This window comes from Idiomarina baltica OS145 (assembly GCF_000152885.1).
Lineage (GTDB): Bacteria > Pseudomonadota > Gammaproteobacteria > Enterobacterales > Alteromonadaceae > Idiomarina > Idiomarina baltica.
In genome coordinates, this window is record NZ_CH672404.1 from 288,144 (window position 1) to 310,864 (window position 22,721).

General features: G+C 48.0%; 15 protein-coding genes. 4 read left to right on the forward strand and 11 right to left on the reverse strand.

The window, feature by feature from the left end; translation table 11 throughout:
• Positions 1-1,875 (forward strand): SurA N-terminal domain-containing protein (locus OS145_RS05020; protein WP_006955137.1); only part of this gene is annotated, 1,875 nt, incomplete at its 5' end.
• Between the two features lie 85 nt (positions 1,876-1,960).
• Here the strand turns inward: OS145_RS05020 and OS145_RS05025 are convergent.
• Genes OS145_RS05025 through OS145_RS05050 form a run of 6 tightly spaced genes read right to left on the reverse strand, consistent with a single transcriptional unit; the run spans position 1,961 to position 8,912 of the window.
• Positions 1,961-3,700, reverse strand: a complete 1,740-nt coding sequence (locus OS145_RS05025; RefSeq protein WP_006955138.1) for a BatD family protein — start codon at positions 3,698-3,700, stop codon at positions 1,961-1,963.
• The gene (locus OS145_RS05030) at positions 3,694-5,547 is read right to left on the reverse strand and encodes a vWA domain-containing protein (RefSeq protein WP_006955139.1); all 1,854 of its coding nucleotides are present in this window, start codon (positions 5,545-5,547) and stop codon (positions 3,694-3,696) included. Before OS145_RS05030 ends, OS145_RS05025 begins: the two co-directional genes overlap by 7 nt.
• Positions 5,540-6,526: a vWA domain-containing protein gene (locus OS145_RS05035; protein WP_006955140.1), complete on the reverse strand. Its 987-nt coding sequence runs from the start codon at positions 6,524-6,526 to the stop codon at positions 5,540-5,542. The genes OS145_RS05030 and OS145_RS05035 overlap by 8 nt, the downstream gene beginning before the upstream one ends.
• Complete coding sequence (locus OS145_RS05040; RefSeq protein WP_006955141.1) at positions 6,519-6,986, reverse strand: DUF4381 domain-containing protein; 468 nt, start codon at positions 6,984-6,986, stop codon at positions 6,519-6,521. The genes OS145_RS05035 and OS145_RS05040 overlap by 8 nt, the downstream gene beginning before the upstream one ends.
• Positions 6,987-6,990: 4 nt before the next feature.
• Complete coding sequence (locus tag OS145_RS05045; protein WP_040487790.1) at positions 6,991-7,950, reverse strand: DUF58 domain-containing protein; 960 nt, start codon at positions 7,948-7,950, stop codon at positions 6,991-6,993.
• 5 nt (positions 7,951-7,955) lie between these two features.
• On the reverse strand, positions 7,956-8,912 hold the full coding sequence (locus tag OS145_RS05050; protein ID WP_006955143.1) for an AAA family ATPase: 957 nt from the start codon (positions 8,910-8,912) through the stop codon (positions 7,956-7,958).
• 199 nt (positions 8,913-9,111) lie between these two features.
• Between OS145_RS05050 and fadI the strand changes: the two genes are divergently transcribed.
• Both fadI and fadJ read left to right on the forward strand, forming a co-directional pair.
• Positions 9,112-10,422 carry an acetyl-CoA C-acyltransferase FadI gene (gene fadI / locus OS145_RS05055; RefSeq protein ID WP_006955144.1) on the forward strand — a complete coding sequence of 437 codons (1,311 nt, stop codon included), beginning with the start codon at positions 9,112-9,114 and terminating at the stop codon, positions 10,420-10,422.
• On the forward strand, positions 10,422-12,548 hold the full coding sequence (gene fadJ / locus OS145_RS05060) for a fatty acid oxidation complex subunit alpha FadJ (RefSeq protein ID WP_006955145.1): 2,127 nt from the start codon (positions 10,422-10,424) through the stop codon (positions 12,546-12,548). The genes fadI and fadJ overlap by 1 nt, the downstream gene beginning before the upstream one ends.
• On the opposite strand, the gene OS145_RS05065 is transcribed toward fadJ, so the two are convergent.
• The 5 genes from OS145_RS05065 to nadK all read right to left on the reverse strand — a co-directional run bounded on the left by OS145_RS05065 (position 12,539) and on the right by nadK (position 21,887).
• Entirely contained in the window at positions 12,539-15,913 is a 3,375-nt protein-coding gene (locus tag OS145_RS05065) for a putative bifunctional diguanylate cyclase/phosphodiesterase (protein ID WP_242603651.1), read from the reverse strand. The two genes, fadJ and OS145_RS05065, sit on opposite strands and share 10 nt — an antisense overlap.
• Before the next feature lie 138 nt (positions 15,914-16,051).
• The gene (locus tag OS145_RS05070; protein ID WP_006955147.1) at positions 16,052-18,772 is read right to left on the reverse strand and encodes an insulinase family protein; all 2,721 of its coding nucleotides are present in this window, start codon (positions 18,770-18,772) and stop codon (positions 16,052-16,054) included.
• 14 nt (positions 18,773-18,786) lie between these two features.
• Positions 18,787-19,146, reverse strand: a complete 360-nt coding sequence (locus OS145_RS05075) for an outer membrane protein assembly factor BamE (RefSeq protein ID WP_006955148.1) — start codon at positions 19,144-19,146, stop codon at positions 18,787-18,789.
• A 78-nt stretch (positions 19,147-19,224) separates the two neighbouring features.
• Positions 19,225-20,889, reverse strand: coding sequence for a DNA repair protein RecN (recN, locus tag OS145_RS05080; protein WP_006955149.1), 1,665 nt, complete (start codon positions 20,887-20,889; stop codon positions 19,225-19,227).
• A 116-nt stretch (positions 20,890-21,005) separates the two neighbouring features.
• A complete protein-coding gene (gene nadK / locus OS145_RS05085; RefSeq protein WP_006955150.1) occupies positions 21,006-21,887 on the reverse strand; it encodes an NAD(+) kinase in 882 nt (293 codons plus the stop codon).
• Positions 21,888-22,031: 144 nt separating this feature from the next.
• Between nadK and grpE the strand changes: the two genes are divergently transcribed.
• Positions 22,032-22,706 (forward strand): nucleotide exchange factor GrpE, encoded by a 675-nt coding sequence (gene grpE, locus OS145_RS05090; protein ID WP_006955151.1) that lies wholly within the window; start codon positions 22,032-22,034, stop codon positions 22,704-22,706.
• Positions 22,707-22,721 lie beyond the last annotated feature (15 nt).

The following is a 22,721-nucleotide window of genomic DNA, read 5'->3' on the forward strand; positions in this document are numbered from 1 at the left end:
ATGTTAGAGCGGATAAGAGAAGGGTCGCAGAGCTTTACTGCGAAAGCCGTTCTGGTCCTGATTATTTTGACCTTTGCCTTGGCGGGCGTAGGTAGCTATGTGACTGGTGGCGCCACAACCACGGTGGCTGAGGTCAACGATGCTGAGATTAGTCAGCAAGCGTTGGAACGCGCATACGAGAACGAACGTAATCGTTTGCAAGAACAGTTTGGCGACATGTTTGAAGCCGTTAGCTCGCAGCCGGGTTACATGCAATCGGTACGCGCTAATGTGCTGGAACAACTCATTCAACAAGAGTTGTTGGTTCAGTACGCGCGTGATCACGGCATGCGTGTTTCTGCTGCACGTGTGAAACAAGAAATTCGTGATATTCCAGCGTTCCGTTCTGCGGGTCAATTTGATAACGATATTTATTTGATGGCTCTGCGTAACGCGGGATATACCCCAGAGCAATTTGCGACGGTATTACGTGATGACTTGATCAGAAGTCAGATCGCTCAAGCCATTGGTGCGACCGAATTTGCGCTACCAGCAGAGGCACTTGCATTGCAGCGCTTGCAAAAGCAGACTCGCAGCGGCGCTTACATTATTGCTGAAAACGCCAATTTCGTTGACCAGGTTGAGTTGAGTGATAGCGATATCGAAAATTACTACAACGAAAACCAACAACAGTTTCAAACGCCTGAGCAACTCAAAGTCGCATTTGTCCAGTTATCTAAAGCTGAACTTTACAATGACGTTAAAGTGAGCGATGACGAAGTCAAAGCCTATTATCAGGGATCGATTGACCAGTATCGCACTGACGAAGAACGTCGTGTGGCTCATATTTTGATTGAAAGCGATAGCGACAATGCTCAGGAAAAAGCGCAAGAAGCGTTGGCTCAGCTCAATGACGGTGCTGACTTTGCCGCTATCGCAAAAGAGTATTCTGACGATACATTTTCTGCCGAGCAGGGCGGTGACCTAGACTGGATTACGAAAGGGTCTATGGATGAGGATTTCGATAATGCCGCATTCGCGCTCGAAAACGTCGGAGATGTTTCAGATATCGTCGAAACCTCATTCGGGTACCATATCATTAAGCTACTTGATGTTCGTCCAGGCGAAGTCACACCATTTGAGGACGTTGCCGGTGAAATTCGTCAAAAGCTAAAAGCACAACAGGTTGATGATAAATACTTTGAGTTACAACAAAAATTGGCGGAAGTAAGCTTTGAGCAACCAGATACGTTAGAGCCTGCGGCCGATGCCATTAACTCGACAGTGCGTACTTCTGATTTGTTTACCCGACAGAACGCGCCTACTGCGCTCAGTGACGAAGCGACACTTAATCGTATTTTCGATCCTCAACTGATTGATGAGAAATTAAACAGTGATGTCATTGAAACAGCAGATGATCGTTCGTTAGTTGTCAGGGTTTTAGCGCACGAACCTCAGGCGGTTAAGCCGTTGGACGACGTTCGCGAACAAATTGTTAGCCAGCTGCGTGTGCAAAAGGCACAAGCGCTTGCCTTGGAGCAAGCTGAAGCCTGGAAGAAGCAGTGGCGTGAGCAAGGTGAGCCAGACGCTGACTATATGACATTAGATGCCATTGGCATGGATAATCAAAACCATCCACGTGCAGTGTTACGTGCCTTGTTCTCTGAGGCACCGAGTGCAGGAGATGCGCCCGCATTGACGACGATTGAAATGCCGAACGGCGATGCTGCGGTTGTTGCGTTAACAAAAGTGAACGAAGCAGATATCGAGGGTGAAGAAGCGAATCAGCAAGTGGTTCAGCAGCTTCAAAACCGTCAATCGCAATTAATGCTTCAAGCATTTATTGAGACGTTAGTTGAGCAAGCCTCTATTTCACGCTCACAGTCAGATGACTAATAGCCTAAATCCTAAATAAGAGCGCAATAAAAAAACCTGGCATTGTAAATGCCAGGTTTTTTTTACCCTCAGCAACGGTGCCGGTTTACTTAATGGGGTATAACGGAGGCAATGGCGAGGAGGCTTTGGATGCTGTATCGCTACGCTGTTGCGCTGTTCTGACAGCTTGATAAAGCTGTTTTCCTCGTTGCCAACTATCTACCTTCTGAGCCGAATACAAAGCGGCTTGAAGCGAGTTGAGTTCATCCGATAGCTGGGTATTTGTGGGTTGCGCGAGCAGCTGTTCAACCTCTTGAAGGGTTGTTATGCTTTGCGCAAAGTTTTGTCTTGCCCATCGCTTCAACGACTGTTCGGCAAGTTTAGGTTGATTATTTGCACATGCTTGTTGGAATTGACGCCAAGCTTCACTCTGAGTGACTGGTTGCGACTGAGTTGATTCGCGAGAAACCGTATGAGCATGTTTTTCACGTTTTTTAAATAGCCAGACATTAACGGCTAAACTGGTCAATAAGGCAATGATCAACGCAATAACTAACCAAACCCAGTAGTGAGTTGAATCATCTTGCTCTTGTGCCGCCGCAGTGTCGCTTGCGATGACTTCATCAGGAGCAACTGCCTTCTCGGGTTGTTGGGCTGACGGCGTGTCAGGTGTTTGAGTGATCGGGGCGCCGGTGACTGTGAAGCTGAGGTCATTGGTCGAGGCGATTGAACGCCGTTGCGTTTTAGTATTAAACCAAGGCACTTCAATTCCCGGAACCGTGAGCTCGCCTGGCTGCTGTGGGACAATGGCGTAATTAACCGTCTTTTGAGCGATGTTAATGCCGTTTCTTACGAACTGATCCGTACTCTCGTTGTCTGGATAAACCCGCACGCTGTCAGGATAGTTGTAGTTAATGTCAGGAAGCTGTTCAGGCTTAACGCCAACCGCAGTGAGCATCAACGATACTGAAATCGGCTCGCCCACTTTATATTCCTCTTTTTCGGGCTTTACGGTTTGACTGATTGTCACTAAATCACTCGGAAGCCAGTGTCCTGTCCAATTTTTGGGGATAGGTTTAACTTGGACCTTTTTTGGCTCTGCAATGGCGCTGACAGGTTGCGTATTAGAGAAGGAAGAGAAAATAGATCGCTGACCCGAGGCGTATACTTCGCCGTCGAATCGTGCGCCCTCAATTGTAAACTCGCCCGATTGATTAGGAGTAATTTGATAGGTGCGCTGATAGACCCGATACCGGCGACCATGATTCATTTCACTGTATTCTTCGTCTTTACCAATTTGTCGGATATCTGCGTTTTCCATAGTCGGGGGGACTAAGTTACCTTTGTTAAGGTCAGCGGCGAGATAGAGGCGCACAATATAATGAATCGGCTGTTGTAGAAAAACCTGTTGAGTATCTAATGTCACATCGACAAATGCCACTTTGTCGCTGCGTTTCGCAGCGTCTGAGCCTGGCTCAACAACGGTCATGGTAATCGGATCTGAACTCGCCCCATCAAGGCTGATGCTCGGAATCTGATAGTCGCCCGGATCGTTTGCAACTAATACGGTGGTAAATTGCGTTAATTTTTTTAAGTCACCGTTCACAATCGAGGTTTGACGACTGACGCTCGTGCGGCCGACGACAAAATCGTTCAGTAGAATATCTGGCTGGAAGGCCGAGTTGGGTACGTCGTCATTAAAGGTCACCGTTAAAATGAACGACTCGTTTGCGATCACTGGGTTTTTGTCGACTGTACTCGTGATGTTCGTGACATCTGCGTGGGCGCTGAAAGAAACCAGAACCATGACACACGCAATACATAAGCGATACCAACGACTTACCATTTTTGTTCTACTCCTTCTGGGTCACCCACGCCTTGTTGCTGCCTGCGTTGACTCTCTAAATACATTTTCCTGCGTAACAGAATACTGGGATCATCGGGTACGCGATTCATCCATTGTTCTAACTGGCGAGCTCGCTCGGGATCAATATCGTCACTAAATTCAGTTTGTTGACTGCGCTGCTCGCGTTCAGGATCTGATGTCTTTTTCTGTTGCTGTGATTGTTGTTGCCGTTTCTGCTCTTCCTGTTGCGGTTGTTGGCTATCTTTTTGTTGCGACTGTTGGCGGTCTTTGCTTGTTGAGTTTTGCTCCTGTTCACCCTCAGGATTAGATTGCTCGCCTTGCTGGTCACCCTGTTGTTGGTCTTGTTGCTGCTCCGACTCATTTTGACCTTGTCCGCTTTGACGGTCGTCTTGATCTTGCTGACCTTTATTTTTATCGCCTGGTTTCTGACCCTGCTGTTGCTTTTGTTGCTGCAAAAGCTGCTGCATTAATTGTCGATTTGCTTGGGCCTCTTCCCAATTAGGTCGTTGAAGTAATGCTTCATCATACGCGTCGATAGCGGCTTGATACTGCTCCTGACGGGCTAAACTGTTACCTCGGTTATACCATCCCGTGGGCGTATCAAGCTGCGCGTATTGTTCTGCGGCGGCCGCATAGTCGCCCTGACGATAAAGGGCTGCACCTTTACGAAGCGGATCTCTACTCAGTTCAGCTGCCCGCCGCCATTGGTCAGACTCCAAAAGCTGCTGAGCCTGCTGCTCGTTATTTAACCACCAGCCTGGATCGGTTGTCGATTCCTGCGCAAAGGCGCTTTGCGGAACCGTCATGCAGGAGAGCCCAATAAAGCCAATAATATAGCTGCCCAGCGTACCGCCTCTCCGCCAACTAAATAGCACCATGGGAATCAGTAAGAGAGCCAGAAACGGACCCATATCGAGCCATTGATCGCCTTGCTGTTGTATATCACCCTGCTTGCCCTTTCTGGATAAGGGCTCAAGCGCCATAAATTGGTCGATATCTTGATTGGTCGACGTCGAGTTAACGTAAATTCCCCCCGTCAAATGAGCTAAATCGCGCAGCCTGTCAGGGTACAGTTTGGCAACCACTACTTGCCCGTATTTGTCTTTGGCTAAAGCCCCCTCCTTATCTCGAATAGGCGCTCCGTCCGTTGTACCGACACCTAGAATTGAAACACGGTGTTCCGTGGCACGAAGGTAATTACTCACATCGGCCATATCCTGACTATCGATACCATCGGTAATCCAGTATATATCGCCTTGTGAATAGCCTGCGTTAGTGAGTAATTGATCGGCGTGTTTGAGCGCGCTTAGTGGATTGTTACCGGGTACCGGCATAATTTCAGGTGACAGGGAGGGGATGAGGGTAAGCAGATTATTGTTATCCTCGGTCAGTGGGCTAATAGTAAAGGCGTCAGCCGCGTATGCTACTAAGCCGGTGTCGCCGTCGAGTCCGGAACGAACTAAATCCATCGCCTTAAAACGTACTCGCGTCAACCGGTTAGGATTGATATCTTCAGCGAGCAGCGAGGGCGACATATCCAACAACACGACCTGTCCGCTGTCTAACTTGTATACGGGCTGCGGGAGGCGCTCCCAGGTCGGGCCGCTGAGCGCTAAGGTTGCGACGATCCAGAAAAGCCCTAATCGATGGGCGGACCAAAATGTCATTTGCCCACCACTGTTAACCAAAACATTAGAAAGATGCTTTGGCAGCCACTGATGCCAGCCAGATTGATGCTTACCAATAAACAAAAGACGCGCATAAAGAAACGCCAAAGGTAGCAGAGCAAATAACCACGCGGGACGTATAAAGTGAAAATCAGCCATGTTCACCTCTCCATGGACGATAATGCATCACGCTCAAGAGTGTTAGTAAGATCAATGCGCCAGCAAGCGGCCAGAAAAACAACGCCTTTCGTGGACGTAACTGTTGTTCCGCGCCTTGTACCGGTTCTAACTCATCCAATAATTGATAAATGCGCTCGAGCTCCTCGGTGCTGCGCGCACGAAAATACTCGCCACCTGTTTCATCGGCAAGGTTTTGCATGAGAGGTACGTCTAGGTCTCGTGACGGATTGACTTTACGTCGACCAAAAACACTATCCACAACAACTTCCTCAGCACCGACAGCAATCGGGTAAATACGGACGTCATAAGCTTTTGCCAGTTCTAACGCTTGCTCTGGCGATAGATTACCTGCGGTATTCTGACCATCAGTTAAAAGCACTAATACTCGGTTAGTTTGTTGCTTACCTTTGAAGCGCTTAACAGCTAGGGCGATTGCATCACCGATGGCGGTGCGTTCGCCAACCAAGCCGAGCACCGATTCGTCGAGCATCTGTTGAACGGTGTTACGATCGTACGTAATCGGTGTTTGAAGAAATGCGGTATCGGCAAATAGGATCAGTCCTAAGCGATCACCTTTGCGGCGCTCAATGAAGTCACCAAGTACGGCTTTGACCATTTCTAGACGGTCGACATTACGGCCATCGAGCGTCATGTCGGCAATTTCCATTGAGCCAGATAGATCTACGGCTAGCATAATCTCACGTCCCTCATTGCGAACCGGTAGTGGCTCGCCGAGCCACTGTGGGCGTGCTACAGCGATAACAAGGAGTAGCCAGCATAGCCAAAGTAGTAGCCACATGAAGGGACGGGCTCGGGCATCACGATGACCGTCACTCAGTCCATGCAGATTAGGGATACGAATTGCTGAAGCTTGTTGCTGTGCTTTGGGTAGAAAATAGCGCACAAACAACGGCAACGGCAGCAATAAAAATAACCATGGCCAGGCAAACTCAAACATGACGTGTTAACCTCCGCGGTGATTGCCCAACCCAGTCTGCCACTAACTGACGGTATTGCTCGACCCAGTCACTGTGTCCCGGTTGAAACAACAAGCGATCGGCATTGGCGAGTAGTTCGGCATGCTGTTGTTCGTTTGCACCTAAAAACTCGAGCCACGTGCGACCACTGAGAGGTGCGATTTCTTGGCGGGGAAAATAAACTAAAGCTGCACGCTTAGCAATGAAAGTGATCTCTTTTACTGTGGGTTGTTCAAGCTGGTTGAGCGCCTGTTGTGCGTAACGTAATGGTTTACGACGTAAATGACTACGCCAACCGTAAATGACAGCCATACTCAAACCCACAATCAGCACAATCAAAATAATCCAGATCGGTGTTGCGAGAGGAAGAACTGAGGCACTTGGCGGCTCTACAATATCTTTTAACTGACTTATATCTGCTTGCTGTATTAGACCGGACATCTCATCACCGTAATTCAGGCCATTGTTGTTCTAAGGCGATCGCAGAACTTACACGTGTTAGCGGTAAGCGATACTGATTAAAGCGCTCAAACAGTTGCTCGAACTCACTCATCGCCCGTTGATGATAATCAAGCCGTTGACGCGCATTGTTTAAATTGACCATGGCTTGTCGTTCGCCATCATGAATGCTTAAAGGTTGACTGGAATAACCCGCGGGTAGTTGTTGCTCCATCGGATCAAAAAGTTTAAAACTTCTTACTGAACTTCGAGTATTTAAACGCGCCAATTGTTCCAGCGTCTTTGTTTCTATGTGTTCAAAATCACTGATCACGTTTATTAAGCTACCCGGTTTCACTAAATGTGTTAAATGTTCGATACTTTGATTCAGTGGTGCAGGGTGCGGTGGTGTTTGCTGTTGCCAACGTTGCAAACTATCTTGGTGAACTTCCGTGAGCCCGCGTAAAAAGTGCATCACTGATTTGTGTTGTAAACTAGGTTTGTATTCGTTTTGTAACCACCCATTGCTAATGATACCGCCGACTTTGTCTCCGCGTTGAAGTGTTTGCCAAGCAAGTGCAGAGGCAAGGTGGCACGCCTGTACTGACTTAAACAGGAGTTGACTGCCGAACAGTTGCGTTAGCGCTAAATCAACCACAATATATACGGGACGATCCTTTTCTTCACGGTAGAGCTTTGTATGTGCTTTACCCGTCCGTGCCGTGACACGCCAATCGATCGATCGCACATCGTCGCCTGGTTGATAATGACGGACCTCATCAAACTCCATACCGCGTCCGCGGGTTTTGCTCAGTAGCGCGCCAGACTGCGATGACGCAGGCAACTGACGCTGATGACGAGCAAAAGCGGGTAGCTTAGTGCGGTAGTACATCAATTCTTGCATGTTGGGCTGCAAACCATCGGTATGGAGCCTTTCCAGCCACTGCTCAGTTGTTAATTTTTGCATTGGCATTAGGGCGACGGAACTAGTTCGAGTATACGTTCAAGCACCGTGTCCGGGCTAATACCGTCGGCTTCTGCTTGATAGCTAATAATGATGCGATGACGCAAAGTGTTGAAAAACACTTCGCGGACATCATCTGGGGTGACAAAGTCACGATCATTGAGCCATGCGTTAGCACGAGCACAGCGCTCAAGTGCTATTGTAGCGCGAGGACTCGCACCATAGGTTAACCAACTGGCAAGTGTTTCATCGTAATTGGCCGGTGAGCGTGTCGCCATTACTAACTGCACGAGATAATGTTCAACGGCTTCATCCAAGAACAGTTGCATCACTTGGTTACGGGCTTCAAACAATTGGCGCTGAGTGAGTGGGGTCGGCATCACCGCCTGCCCATCAAGCGCTTCGCCACGTGTCAGGCGCAAAATTTTCAATTCAGTGTCGGCATCGGGATAGTCTAGGTTTAGATGCATGAGAAAACGGTCTAACTGTGCTTCAGGCAGTGGATATGTACCTTCTTGCTCGAGAGGGTTTTGGGTCGCCAAGACCATAAATAGATCAGATAGCGGATAGCTGCGTTGGCCTACGGTAATTTGCCGCTCAGCCATCGCCTCCAACAATGCAGATTGCACTTTAGCCGGTGCACGGTTGATCTCATCAGCAAGTATCAGGTTATGAAACAAAGGACCTTGTTGAAAATCAAAGGCACCTGTCTCGGGTCGGTATATATCCGTACCCGTTAAATCGGCAGGTAGGAGATCGGGGGTAAACTGTACGCGGTGAAAGTCACCCTCAATGCCTTTGGCAAGGGCTTGCACAGCACGTGTTTTGGCCAATCCAGGAGGACCCTCAACAAGTAGGTGACCGTCGGCGAGTACAGCGATTAACAAGTTCTTGGTGAACTCAGGCTGACCTAATACCTGACTATCTAAAAATGCTTGCAGTTGTTTGAATTGTTCAGCAGCCATGGTGCTCCCGCTTACTATCTTAGTTGCGAATGATTTGTGCTCAGCTGTATTGTTATGCAGCCTAAGCATGCTATTTTCAATGGTGTTCTCTACTTTAACGAAAACCAAGGTTTTAATCTGTAGATTAAACAGCTAGAATTTGTAACATCTTGTGTGGTCAGACCAGTATTTGACGCTTAATTTTTAATGGAGAAAACATATGTCTGCAACTGAACGGTTGCTAACACCGAAAGGGGACCGCATTGCTTTTGTTGCGGGGCTTAGAACACCTTTCGCACGCCAGGCAACAGACTTTCATGGCATTCCCGCTGTCGATCTCGGCAAAATGGTCGTCCAAGAGCTTATCAATCGTACGGGAATTGACGGTAAATTGGTACAGCAATTGGTATTTGGACAGGTGGTACAGATGCCAGCTGCACCCAATATTGCCCGTGAGATCGTGCTCGGCACGGAGCTTCCCGTGTCAACAGATGCTTACAGTGTAACCCGAGCCTGCGCGACGAGTTTCCAGTCAGCGGTTAATATCGCCGAAGCCATGATGGCAGGGCATGTCGATATCGGTATTGCTGGCGGCGCTGATTCATCGTCGGTGTTACCGATTGGTGTGAGCCGAAAACTAGGCCGCGCATTAGTCGACTTGAATAAAGCAAAAAGCTTAGGCCAACGGATCGCAATTTTACGTCGTCTGGGTCTAAAGGACTTACTCCCTGTGCCACCTGCCGTGGCAGAGTATTCAACAGGTTTGAGTATGGGGCAAACTGCGGAGCAAATGGCAAAAAGCCATCATATCTCACGCGAAGACCAAGACCAATTAACGGTGAACTCTCACCGCCGCGCGCACGAAGCGTGGGAAGCAGGCTACCTTGATGATGAGGTCATGACCGCTTATCCAGAGCCGTATAAAAAGCACATTGATAGAGATAACAACATTCGTGGTGATTCTTCTTTAGAGAAACTCGGTAAGCTCAAACCTGTATTTGACAAGAAACATGGCACAGTCACAGCCGCTAATTCAACACCGCTGACCGATGGTGCTTCGGCGGTGTTAATGATGACGGAAAGCCGTGCCAAAGCGCTGGGTTATCCGATTTTAGGTTACCTGCGTAGCTACGCATTTGCTGCGCTCGAAGTCGAGCAGGATATGTTGATGGGTCCAAGCTATGCCACGCCTATTGCCCTCGATCGTGCGGGAATGACGCTCAACGATTTAACGCTAATTGACATGCATGAGGCGTTTGCGGCACAAACGCTGACCAACCTCAAAATGTTTGCAAGTAAGAAATTTGCGCAAGAAAAATTAGGACGTGATGCGGCAATTGGCGAGGTTGACCCGGAGAAATTTAATGTCTTGGGTGGCTCTATTGCTTACGGGCACCCCTTTGCAGCGACCGGTACACGGATGATTACACAGATGTTGTATGAATTACGTCGTCGAGGTGGCGGAACCGCGTTGACAACGGCCTGTGCCGCTGGCGGCTTGGGCGCCGCGATGATTTTGGAGAGCGAATAATGACAGACAATAACGCATTTCACTTAGCTGTTCGAGATGATGGTATTGCGGTAATTACCATCGATGTTCCCGGCGAACGCATGAATACTTTAAAAGATAGCTTCGCTGATGAGGTGGGTCGTCTGATGAACCGCCTAGAAGATAATAGTGACCTGAAAGGGGTCGTATTTATTAGCGGTAAGCCCGATTCTTTTATCGCGGGTGCCGACATTAATATGATTAATGATTGTGAAACCGCGGCTGATACAGAGAGTTTAGCGCGCAAAGGTCAAGCCATGTTTGATCGTATCGAACAGCTGAATGTGCCAGTTGTTGCAGCCATTCATGGTGCCTGCTTAGGGGGTGGGCTTGAATTAGCGATGGCGTGCCACGTGCGTGTGTGTACCGACAGTGATAAAACGGCACTGGGGTTACCAGAGGTGCAACTTGGCTTATTGCCCGGTTCTGGTGGAACACAGCGTTTACCGGCATTGGTCGGCGTGCAGCAAGGTCTCACTATGATCCTGACCGGTAAGCAGTTACGCGCTAAGCAAGCACTCAAGGCGGGCTTAGTCGATGAGATTGTACCGCAATCAATCTTGCTAGAAGCTGCTGTTAAACAGGCTAAAAAGGCAAAAGCTAAGCCTTCAAAGGCGAACCTAAAAGGCATGAGCAAGTTGCTTGAGGCAACCGCTTATGGTCGTGGCATCATTTATAAAAAGGCAGGTGAGCAGGCGCAGGCTAAAGCGAAGGGCAATTATCCCGCCATCGATAAGATCATTAAGGCGGTCAAAACAGGCGTCGAAAACGGTCGCGATGCGGGTCTTGACTATGAGGCGCGGGCTTTTGGTGAACTGGCGATGACCCCTGAGTCTTACCAGCTTAGACAGATTTTCTTTGCCACAACGGAAATGAAAAAAGAGACCGGCGCGGATGGTGTTAAGCCAGCGGATATTAAGCGTGTGGGTGTTTTAGGCGGTGGTTTGATGGGCGGTGGTATTGCCTTTGTGACTGCGGCCAAAGCCGGTATCCCAGCGCGCATCAAGGATATTAGTCCTGAGGGTATTACTCACGCACTGCATTACAGCTACGAGCGTTTGAATAAAAAAGTTAAACGCCGTCATATGCGTCGTGCGGAGTTAGAGAAAACCATGCTCTCGCTGAGCGGTTCGCTTGATTATTCCGGGTTTGACCGAGTTGATGTAGTGATTGAAGCCGTGTTCGAAGATCTCGACCTGAAGAAAAAAATGGTCGCTGATGTCGAGAACAATGGTAAGGATGGCGTCATTTTCGCGACTAACACCAGCTCACTACCGATCACGCAGATTGCCGAAGGCGCTCAACACCCCGATCGCGTCATCGGTCTGCATTACTTTTCGCCGGTCGATAAAATGCCACTCGCGGAAATTATTACTCACGAAAATACGTCCAAGGAAACCATTGCCACTACGGTTGCGTTGACTAAAAAGCAAGGCAAAACACCTATCGTTGTTAAAGACGGCGCCGGTTTCTTTGTTAACCGTATCTTGGCGCCTTACATGAACGAAGCGGCGCGTTTGTTGATCGCGGGTGAACCTATTGAGCATATTGACAAGTCTTTGGTTAAATTTGGTTTTCCAGTCGGTCCGATTACGCTCTTAGATGAGGTAGGAATCGACGTCGCCGCTAAAGTTGCGCCGATTCTTGTCAAAGAGCTCGGTACGCGCTTTGAGGCGCCTGCGGCTTTCGACAAACTGATTGATGATGGTCGTAAGGGTAAGAAAAACAACAAAGGTTTCTATCAATATGGTAAAGGTGTGAAAGGCAAGCCGGTTGATAAATCAGTGTACGGTTTACTGAATATTGAACCACAGGCGAAGCATGAAGGTGATGAAATTGCTGAGCTGTGTGTTTTGCCAATGCTTAACGAAGCGGCTTATTGCCTGCAAGAGGGCATTATTCGCAGTGCGCGTGATGGCGACATTGGTTCGGTGTTTGGTATTGGTTTCCCACCATTCCGAGGCGGTCCATTCCGTTATATGGATGCCGAGGGTATTGGCAGTATTGTGAAGCGTATGGAACGCTTAGCAGAGCAACGCGGTGATCGTTATCAACCCGCGCCGCTGCTGAAGCAAATGGCTGAGCAGGGTAAGCGCTTTTATGAGTAAGCAGGCTGCTGTTTAGTAATGAATTCGATGAGCGCTTCGGCGCTCATCGGTTTTGCGAAGTAGAATCCTTGTATATATTCACATTGTAATTGTTCTAAAATATCCAATTGAGCTTTTTCTTCAACGCCTTCAGCAACCACCTTTAAACCTAAGTTATGCGCCATGCCAATAATGGATTCGACCATCTTACGGTCGCGTTCATCAAAGGTAATATCATCGACAAACTCTTTGTCGATTTTAAGGGTATGCATAGGGAAACGCTTGAGATAAGCGAGTGAAGAATAGCCCGTGCCAAAATCATCAAGTGCAAGTTGTACGCCCATATCTGCAAGGTTTTCCAGCATCGCAATCGCGCGCTCGGGATCGCTCATCACCATGCCTTCCGTAATCTCAAACTCGATATGGCGGGGATGCATTTCCTCTTCTTGTAACACTTGTTCGATAAACAACGCTAAGCTCGATTGAGTGAATTGCCTTGCCGACAGATTAATTGCAACACTGCGAGGCGCACCTTGTAGCGTCAGTAGCTGGCGCATGTCTCGACAAGCGGTACGTAATACTTGTTCACTAAGCGGAATAATCAGACCTGTTTCTTCGCACAGTGGAATAAACTGCGCGGGGCTGATGAACTGACCATATTCGTCGCGAATGCGGGCGAGTGCTTCAATCCCGGAAATATGTCCCGTCGCAATTTCCATTTTCGGTTGATAGTACACCTCGACTTGATGGGTGCGAATCGCGTGACGCACTTGACTCTCCAACACGAGACGCTGGATGGCATTTTCGTTCATCGACGCGTTAAAGAACTGATAGCAATTGCCGCCTCTTTGTTTAGCATGATACATCGCCGTATCTGCCTTTTGTAGAAGCTCTTGTGAGGTATGTGCATCGTGAGGATAAAGCACGATGCCAATTGAGCTACCTAAGGCGATCTCATGTCCTTTAATACGATAGGCTTTTGCTATTTCAGTATTCACCTGTTGGGCGATGGTGCTGATGACGTTAATATCTGTGTTATCTTCGATGAGAATGCCAAACTCGTCCCCGCCTAGGCGATAAAGCGTGTCTTGCCGGCGACCTAATTCAGCGAGTCGGTCGGCGACTCGGCATAAAAGTTCGTCGCCCACTTCATGACCAAGAGAATCATTGATACGCTTAAAGTCGTCTAAATCGAACAACAACAGTGCATGAGCGACTCGTTTGCGAACCAGATTTGAGTGACTTACCTGAAAGTATGAGCGATTTGGCAAACCGGTGAGGCTGTCGGTATTTGATAACCGGCGTAATTCATTCTCCGTATTACGACGTTCAGTAATATCAGAAAAGCTTGCGACAATTAATTTGATCTCGCCACTGTCATTGCGAACGGCATCTAACGTGAGCTCGAGGAGTAACTCGGCGCCATCCGCATTGAAGTCGGTGACTTCGCCGGACCAACTTCCTTCCCGAAGCACTGTGTGTTTGATTTGATCCGTAAAATCTCTATCGTAATGTGGCAGTGCGAACGCCTGACCAATGACTTGTTCTCGCTGATAACCGGTAATTCGTTCGTATGCCGTGTTGATTTCACGTTTTCTAAAGAACCGATCGAAGATACAGATGCCATCTGAAATATTTGTTAGCGAGGTTGCGAGCATATCAATGCGCTCGTCACTATTAATAATATCGGAAATATCGCTCAGCGTACCCTGTACTTTGATTGGCTTTCCTGACGTTTCGGCTGCAACAAGTTCGCCACGCTCAAGTACCCACAGCCATTGTTGGCCGTTCTTAATTCGATAAGTGCATTGATAATGAGAGATATGGCCCGATTTTACCTGCTCCAATGCCGCAGTTAGCTCACCTATGTCGTCTGGGTGAACGTTACTTTGGTCCGATTGGCCGAGTCCAAATCTTACACCATCAAGAGGAAAATGTGGGCAGTGTGACCATATGTGCACACGCTCAACTTCACTATTGACGAGGTTCCAATGCCAAACTTGTTGTTGGGTGCCATTGAGTAATTGATGCAACGACGTATGTGCTTCGGTGAGTTTATGGTAAGCACGGGCTTTTCGTTTAAGTAAAAGGAAGATGAATAAAATGGCAAGTGCAAGAAGCACGATAATCATCGATAGGTAGTGCATCGCTGTGAAGCCGTTCGCTTTAACTGTAAAGGACTGACTTGCGCTTACCCAGCTATCTTGCTCAGGTAGGTATGCTCTGACATCAAGCGTGTACTGTCCGTCCTCTAAATTTTTTAGGCTGAGTCTTTGTAAGGGCTGAAATGTCTTTTGCCAAGTTGTTTGTAGAGGTTCAATTCGGTATTCAAACATCTGCGGCTGTTCCAGATCGAATGACGCGATCGCATAGTCGATATTGACCTGACCGGATGGCGCCGCTTCGGCACTGACCCAGAGTGCATTGTCCGAGGTGGGGGGAGCGTGTAAAACCTCAATGTATCCTTTTGTATTGAGTAGGATCTCAAACTGGCCGCTTACGTAATGCTGCGACCATGGGCCTTTGATATGTTTGGTGCGAGCCGTTTGGGTCGCGCTGAATTGACCGCTTGGTGTTAATGAGAGTTCATATAACTTTGCTTGGGTGAGCAGTTTTAACTCCCCACTTGGCATTACATTTAATTGTAACGGCAGGTCGGCGATACCAAGGTTGGTTAGCGGTGTCTCATCAATGAGCCGATAGCGTTGGTCAAGTCGAACCAGTTTATCCGTGTAAAGCAGATAGAGAACATGATCAGTTTCGGCAATATCAACGAGCTGACCGGGTGGTAACTTTTCGGTCACTGGGTTGTCGATAGTTAATTTAAATAAGTTACTCCCCAGTCCATCCCAAACATAAACTTGTTTGCCGTCACCTAACCAAGTCCAATCGCCAACCGGCTTAACGAAATGAAGATTACGTATTGGCTCGTCGTCATATTGTAATGGTTGTGGGAGTAATTCGCCTTGATGCTCCACGAGTAGCGTGTGTTTATTGACTGCCAAAAGAGGTGTTGATTGAGGTATCGCAATCTGGTGAATACGCGCATCAAGTAAGTGTTCACTGCTCAAACGCATTGACGCTTCTAAAGCGCTAGATGCAAACGGTAGCTGATAAATACCCTTATCACTGCCAATCAATAGAGCGTCATTTTTTCTACGAGTAAGACAGTGCAATTGCGGTAAATCTTGTGGTTGTAGCACATTGCTAAATTGAACTTCGCGAAGGGTAGAACCATCAAACCGATAGAGCGCTTGCGATGTCGCAAGCCAAATAAATCCGCGTGGTCCTGTTTCTATATCAATAATGGGCGCGCTGATTTGCTGAGTCACATGAGGGTTATCATGAGCTTGACAGGTTGGATTAAACAGAGCCAAGCTAAACACGAGGCAAACTAAAGTGATGGTTAAAGCACGCAACTGAAGGACCCGATTGTTGGCTGCTACACAGCTCTTATTATTTGTTAACTCAGTGTTACAAGCTAACTTAAAGCGATTTGACTGTCAAAGCTATTATAATATCTCCTACTGGCATGACAACAGTACAATTTTACGAGGTTGTTTAATAACTAAACGCTTTACCTCACTTATCCAGTCGGACAGTTGTAGTCGCTCCAGAGCGGCGCTCATTTCAACGTTACGATCAAAATGAGTTTCGGCCATTTGAATCGCTCCCCAAAAGCGTTGGCTACGGGCGCGCAAACTGCGATCGTTTATCGTTAATTGCTCAGATAGGGTTTGTTTAGCATGCTTCCAGCGCTGTAATGTCAGCACGTTGTCGAGCTGTTCAATTTTATCGTGCAATACGGTGTGAATATGTTCCTGTAAGGCGGACGTGTTATGCGTCGGTGATTGCACAAACACCATGAAACCCGGTAGGCGTCGAACAGGGAAATACTGGCTCCCAACGACATAACCCAGTTGCCGCTGGGTTCTGAGTTCGTCGAATAAACTCGCATTAAGCAACTGTTGCGCTAACATCCACGTAATTTGCTGTTCAGCACTGTCGTTATCGCCCTGAAAGTATACCAATACGGCATTGTCGCCAGTCGCTTGCTCTACGGTTCGATGAATGTGCGTGTGAGGTTCAAGACGCTTAGGTTGTAATTGAGGAGGAGAGGCCGTTAACCGTCCTGAGGCGCTGTCACGTATCAGTTGATGTAATTCAAAAGCGGTTTTAGCTTGCCAATCGCCATGTATTAAAGCCGACACCCCCATGGAGTTAAAAAGCTCGCTACTTAATTGCGAAAAGCCTTTATAGTCTAATGAGTTCAAGCCTTCGGCCATATCGGAGAGCGAGAACAGGCACGGCTGTAGTGTCAAATTAAGCTCAGCAAACAGTCGATTGAGCGGCTGATTGTTGTGGGCGGACTGCCAGTTATGCTTAAGTTGCTGAGCGACAGAATTGAATCGACCACGCTTAAATTTTACTTTCCAAGCCTGCTTCATTAACTGTTGTAGTAGTGGCAATTGACCCGCTGATAACCCCATTGTATGAATCGTCATACCGGACTGGGTCGGGTAAATATTAAAGTGTAAGCCAGCGACCTCAGCGTCATAAAGTGCTTCATTCAGCGAATCGATTAATAGTTCCGACCAAAGACGTGCCGCAGCGAAGTGAGTCGCCGACTGATTGACCGCTGGCGATTCGAGATTTAAATAGATATGCCCTTTAGGCACTCTAAAATCAGGGTCTTGTAAATGCCAGATGGTGACATTGTCGCTTTTTATCAACGCCACGGGCTCTCTGAGCTCGCGCTCTAGCGGGTAAGGTTCAACATGAGAAGTGATATAAGGGTTTTGCGCTGGTAGTTGATAACTAAAAGTGCCCGCTGGGCTGTTAAGAGTGTTTAATTCCTCTTTTGTCAATGCACGGATACTAAAGGGTGTGTGATATAACTCTGTTTGTTGATCGGTCTCTACATCACCATGGATCAGCGTGATACGGGCACGTTCGGGCGCCATTAAAGACAGTGTTTGTTTAGCTCGAGCAACCGACAGTCCATCCATGCGGTAGTCTCCGTAAACCACATCGTGGATGGGATAGTGGTGTGCATTAACAGACAGTTGAGGAGCCAGTTCACCGGCGGGCGGTGTCTCTTGAAAGTGAAATGAAAGTTCGGAAGTGAGCCGTTTCTCCTCGTAGCGCCAAGCCTCGAGTCCAGAACTTGCAATCAACTGAATATAGTTGAACACCGCCTGCGCTACTTGTAGGGCGTGAACAACACCTGCCTCAGTAAGCTGAATATTTAAGTTGAAATCCTTGTAGCCGCTACCGCTCATACCGCCGCCCGCGGAGAGGCTATTAACCCATCCACGCGCCCGAAGCGTTGCATAGAGGCTATGAGGGCCTTCATAGCCAAGAATGTGAGCAATAAAGCTAGTTGTTTTATTCTTATAGTCGTCATCAATGCCAGGGAGGGGCAACGTGATGATCAGACGACGAGCCGGATTCACGGGCTTAACTTGAATGAATACGCCTAACTGGGAGGGTAAGTACAGTGGCAGCGCCTCGAGCGATTTAGGATCATTTTCTTGACCGCTGCTGATGTCCGAAAAGTAGTGTTGCGCCATCTCGGCGAGTTCATCAACCGGTTGCGCGCCAACGATGGTAAGCCGCATGTTGTTGGCATTGAAAAAAGCACGAAAGAACTCACTTAACTGGTCTTTTAACGAGTGGCTATCGCTTTCTGCCAGCGTATCCATGTTACCTACCGAAAACTTACTAAAGGGATGCTCGGGGTTACATGTTGTCTTGTGTACTTGATATAAACGCCGAAGTTCATCTTTCTCTTTTAAGCGGAATTCAGAGTCGATTGATTGACGTTCCTTATTGATTAAGGACTCGTCAAATAACGGCGCCATGAACATCGCGGAGAAATAATCTAATGCTCGCGAGAGAGCTCGGGTTTGACAGTCAAAGAAAAAATTACAGAATTCAGAGCCTGTCCAAGCGTTTTGTTGTCCACCGTAGGCACTCAAAAACTCGGGGAACTCGTTAGCATCCGGAAAGCGTTCGTTCCCTAAAAACAGCATGTGTTCTAGGAAGTGGGCGAGACCTTGGGTTTCAAGCGGGTCATTGAAATGACCCGCGCGCACAGCCAGCGATGCCGATGCCTTTTTACTGTGTGGGATCTGAACGCACACCACTGACAGTCCATTGGGCAGTTTTAGTGTACGGAAAGACCGCGGATCTTTTGGGCTCTTTATAACTTCACCGAGCTCTTCTATGAGCGGTTGCGTCATAGGAACTTATCCCATTAAGGTTCGAGCGGGGTATCGAAGTTTTCTGGTTTATCAAAATCACCCGACAAACGGGCGAGCTGACCGTCTTCAAAATCGAGTATCAATTCCTTATGGAAAGGTTCACCCTCATTTGGATTCATGTCATAAACATAGACCCAACGCTCGCTGTTAAAGCTGTTTTCAGCGACCGGACGCCCTAATACGTAAGCAACTTGTTCCTGTGACATACCTACGCGTAATTTGTCGACATCGCGTTGTTCAAGGTAATTACCTTGAGGAATATCAATTCGATATACCCAATCGTTTAACACTGAGCAACCTGAGAGACCTGCGACGACCGCAACAGCGGCCAAAGTTTTTCCGATTTGTTTCATTAACTACTCTTACCGTTAAATGTTGTCACCGATGATAAACAAACAAAACCGAGTTAGCTAGCATTGGCGCAGGAAAACTTAATGAATAAGTAACTCCCGGGCGTTGTCTTTAGTTTTTTCGGTAATGCTATCGCCACCCAATAAGCGAGCGAGCTCATCAATTCGCTGTTCTTCGTTAAGCTGCCAAACTTGCGTTTCTGTTTGTGCGCCATCGGTTTGTTTGAGTACCTGCATTTGATGATGTCCCTTAGCAGCCACTTGCGGTAAGTGAGTGACACAGATAATTTGGCACTGCTCGCCTAGACTCCGTAACATTGAACCCACAACCGCTGCGGTGGGTCCACTCACACCGACATCGACCTCGTCAAACATCATGGTCGGTACCGTATTTTGATTGGCACACATGACCTGTATGGCAAGACTGATGCGTGATAGTTCCCCGCCCGATGCAACTTTACTAAGCGCTTGTAGCGGCTGCCCAGGGTTGGTGGTCACGGTAAAGCAGATTTCGTCGGTGCCCCAGAGCGTTGCTGTGGCTTTGTCATCATGATCAACTTGGATGACAAATTCACCATGGGGCATGTTTAACTTATGCATGGCGCGGGAAATTTCGGCACTCAGTTTGTCCGCTGCTTTTTTCCGGCTTGTCGATAGCTTAAGCGCCGCTTGTCGATAAACGGTACGTAATGCTTGACGTTGCTCAGCGAGTTGTTCGTTATCTTCCTCAGCGCGTTCGAGTTCATCCAATTGTTGTTGCAACTGCTGATGATGTTGATAAAGGTCGAGTGGCGCGACATGATGTTTTTTAGCGAGCGCAATCGCTTGGCTCATCCGTTGTTCAGTGACTTCGAGTTGCTCAGGATCAATATCTAATTGGTCTTGATAATTACGCAGTTCTAATGCTGTTTCTTCGATATGAACTTTAGCTTGTTCAAGCAGTGCTAAAATAGGCTGGATTTGCTCATCAAGCTCGGCGGATTCTTCTAATCGGCCGTGGGCGGCTTGAATGAGTCCCGATACATTATTGTGCTCGCCGTCATAAAGCGCATTTAGAGCAAAGGCACTGTTTTCCGTTAAGGCGCGAACATGAGTCAACCGTTTGTGGTCACTCTCAAGTTGCTCAAATTCGCCCTCTCCGATATTAAATTCATTAAGCTCTTTAACCTGATAACTTATTAGTTGTTTCTGTGCTGCTAATTCTTCTTTGCGCTGCTGATGTTGGCGAAAACGCTTTTCGGTAGCCGCCCAGTTACGGTAGCTTTCTTGTACTTCTGTAATAAGTTCAGCATGCTGAGCGAACTGATCAAGTAATTCGCGCTGGTGCTCTTCTTTTACCAACAGCTGGTGTTCATGCTGACCATGAATATTGACCAATGTTGGCGCTAATGTGCGTTGCTGTGTGAGTGTCACTGGCGCGCCGTTAACCCAAGCCCGTGAACGACCATCTTTACTAATAGTACGGCGCAATACACACTCGAGGTCATCATCAAACTCGTTGTCGACGAGCCAGCGGTGAGCGGGACTGTCGTGAGTGATAGTGAAGCGCGCACTGATGTCCGTTTTGTCGCAGCCCGGTCTCACCCAGTTGGCATCGGCACGTCCACCCAGGCATAGCCCGAGCGCATCCAGTGCGATAGATTTACCCGCACCGGTCTCACCGGTAATGGCGGTCATCCCGTTTTTAAACTCGATATCTAACTGCTTGACGATTGCAAAATTGCGAATGTGTAACTCAGTCAACATGGCTGGGCTCCTCACAATAAAAAGAACAGTAATACTGTTTACCTATACAGTATATACAGTAGTTATACAGTATTATTGTGCAATTGCAATGCAAAGAGTGACTTTTTTTTAGTCAGTTAGAAAAGACGGCTGCCCCAACCCAATTTGTTACGTAATACATGGTAGTAGCTGTGTGTTGTCGGATGCACCATCGTCAAGGTATGCGGGTGTTTTTCGATAATGACCTCATCACCTGGCATGACATCAAGACGCCCATGACCGTCGCAACTGATTTGTAAATGATCGTTGTCCTTGGCTGCACGCAGTCGCACTCGGGAGTTTGCGTCGAGCACAATCGGACGACTACTCAGTGTATGCGGAAACATGGGGACCAAGGTAATAGCATTTAGGTTGGGATGCAGAATAGGACCACCGCCGGACAGAGAGTATGCCGTCGAGCCGGTGGGTGTCGCGATGATGACGCCATCGGAACGTTGCGAAAAGACAAATTGATCGTCGACATAAAGTTCAAACTCGATCATGTGAGCGACTTTGTCTGAATGAAGAACAATTTCGTTCACCGCCACACCTTGTTGTTTAATTGACTCGCCTTTAACCGAGGCCGAGAGCAAGAAGCGCTCTTCTCTTACATAGTCACCCGCTAGCACATCCATCAGCGCGCTCACTGCGTCCTCTGGCGCTAAATCGGTCAGAAAGCCAAGGTTACCTCGATTCACTCCAATAACCGCCACATCATGATCACACAGTGCGCGGGCAGCACCGAGCATATTGCCATCACCGCCGACGACTACCGCAATGTCGGCCCATTGTCCTAACTTCTCAAGTGAGCCCGTGTCGATGCAACTGCTTGGTTGTACCTGGGTGGCACAGCGTTCTTCCAAACAGACCTCATACTGACTTTCGCACAAGGCACTAATAAGTGCCTCAAGTGTGTGACGAGTGCCAGTATCATTAATTTTTCCTAAAAGCGCGACGCGCTTAAATGCGGGTTGTTTCATAGGGCTTACCGCTATCCTCTAGTCGTGAGTTAACGCTACGTGTTGCGTTAATTTTTATCAAGCGAAATAAAGGTCTTGAATCTTAATCGGACTATCCCCACATAACAACGCATACGTTCATTCGACATTTAAAGAGTATGGGTTATGAGTGATAAGCAACCAAATCAAACAACTGAGAACTTTGAGCAGCAAGCACAAGAAGCCGCTCAACAAGAGGCCGCAAAAGAGGCGGCTGAGCAGGCAGCTGAACAGGCGCTTGGTAGCGACGAACAACCAGAGACCCAGCAGCAAACAGCTGCGGCGGCAGACAATCAAGCGGACCGTATTGCGGAGCTTGAGCTCGCGTTAACTAAGGCCGAAGCCAAAGTTAACGAGCAAAAGGAGTCGGTATTGCGTAGTCAGGCGGAAATGGAAAACGTACGTCGTCGCGCGAGTCAAGATGTTGAGAAGGCGCATAAATTTGCGTTAGAGAAGTTTGCCAACGAGCTACTCACGAGTGTGGATAACCTTGAGCGCGCGATGCAAGCGGCTGATACCGAAAACCCAGAGTTAAAAAGCTTTTTAGAAGGTATTGAGCTGACGTATAAAAGTCTGACATCAACGCTGGATAAATTTGGCGTAAAAGCGGTCGGCGAAGAGGGCGAGGTCTTTAATCCAGACCTGCACCAAGCGATGTCGATGCAAGAATCGGCGGAGCATAAAAACAACACGATTATCGCCGTTATGCAGAAAGGGTATGAGCTCAACGGACGTTTACTGCGCCCAGCCATGGTGATGGTGGCACGTAATAGTAACGGCGGCGTGGATACAAAAGCATAATTTGTAAGAGAAATT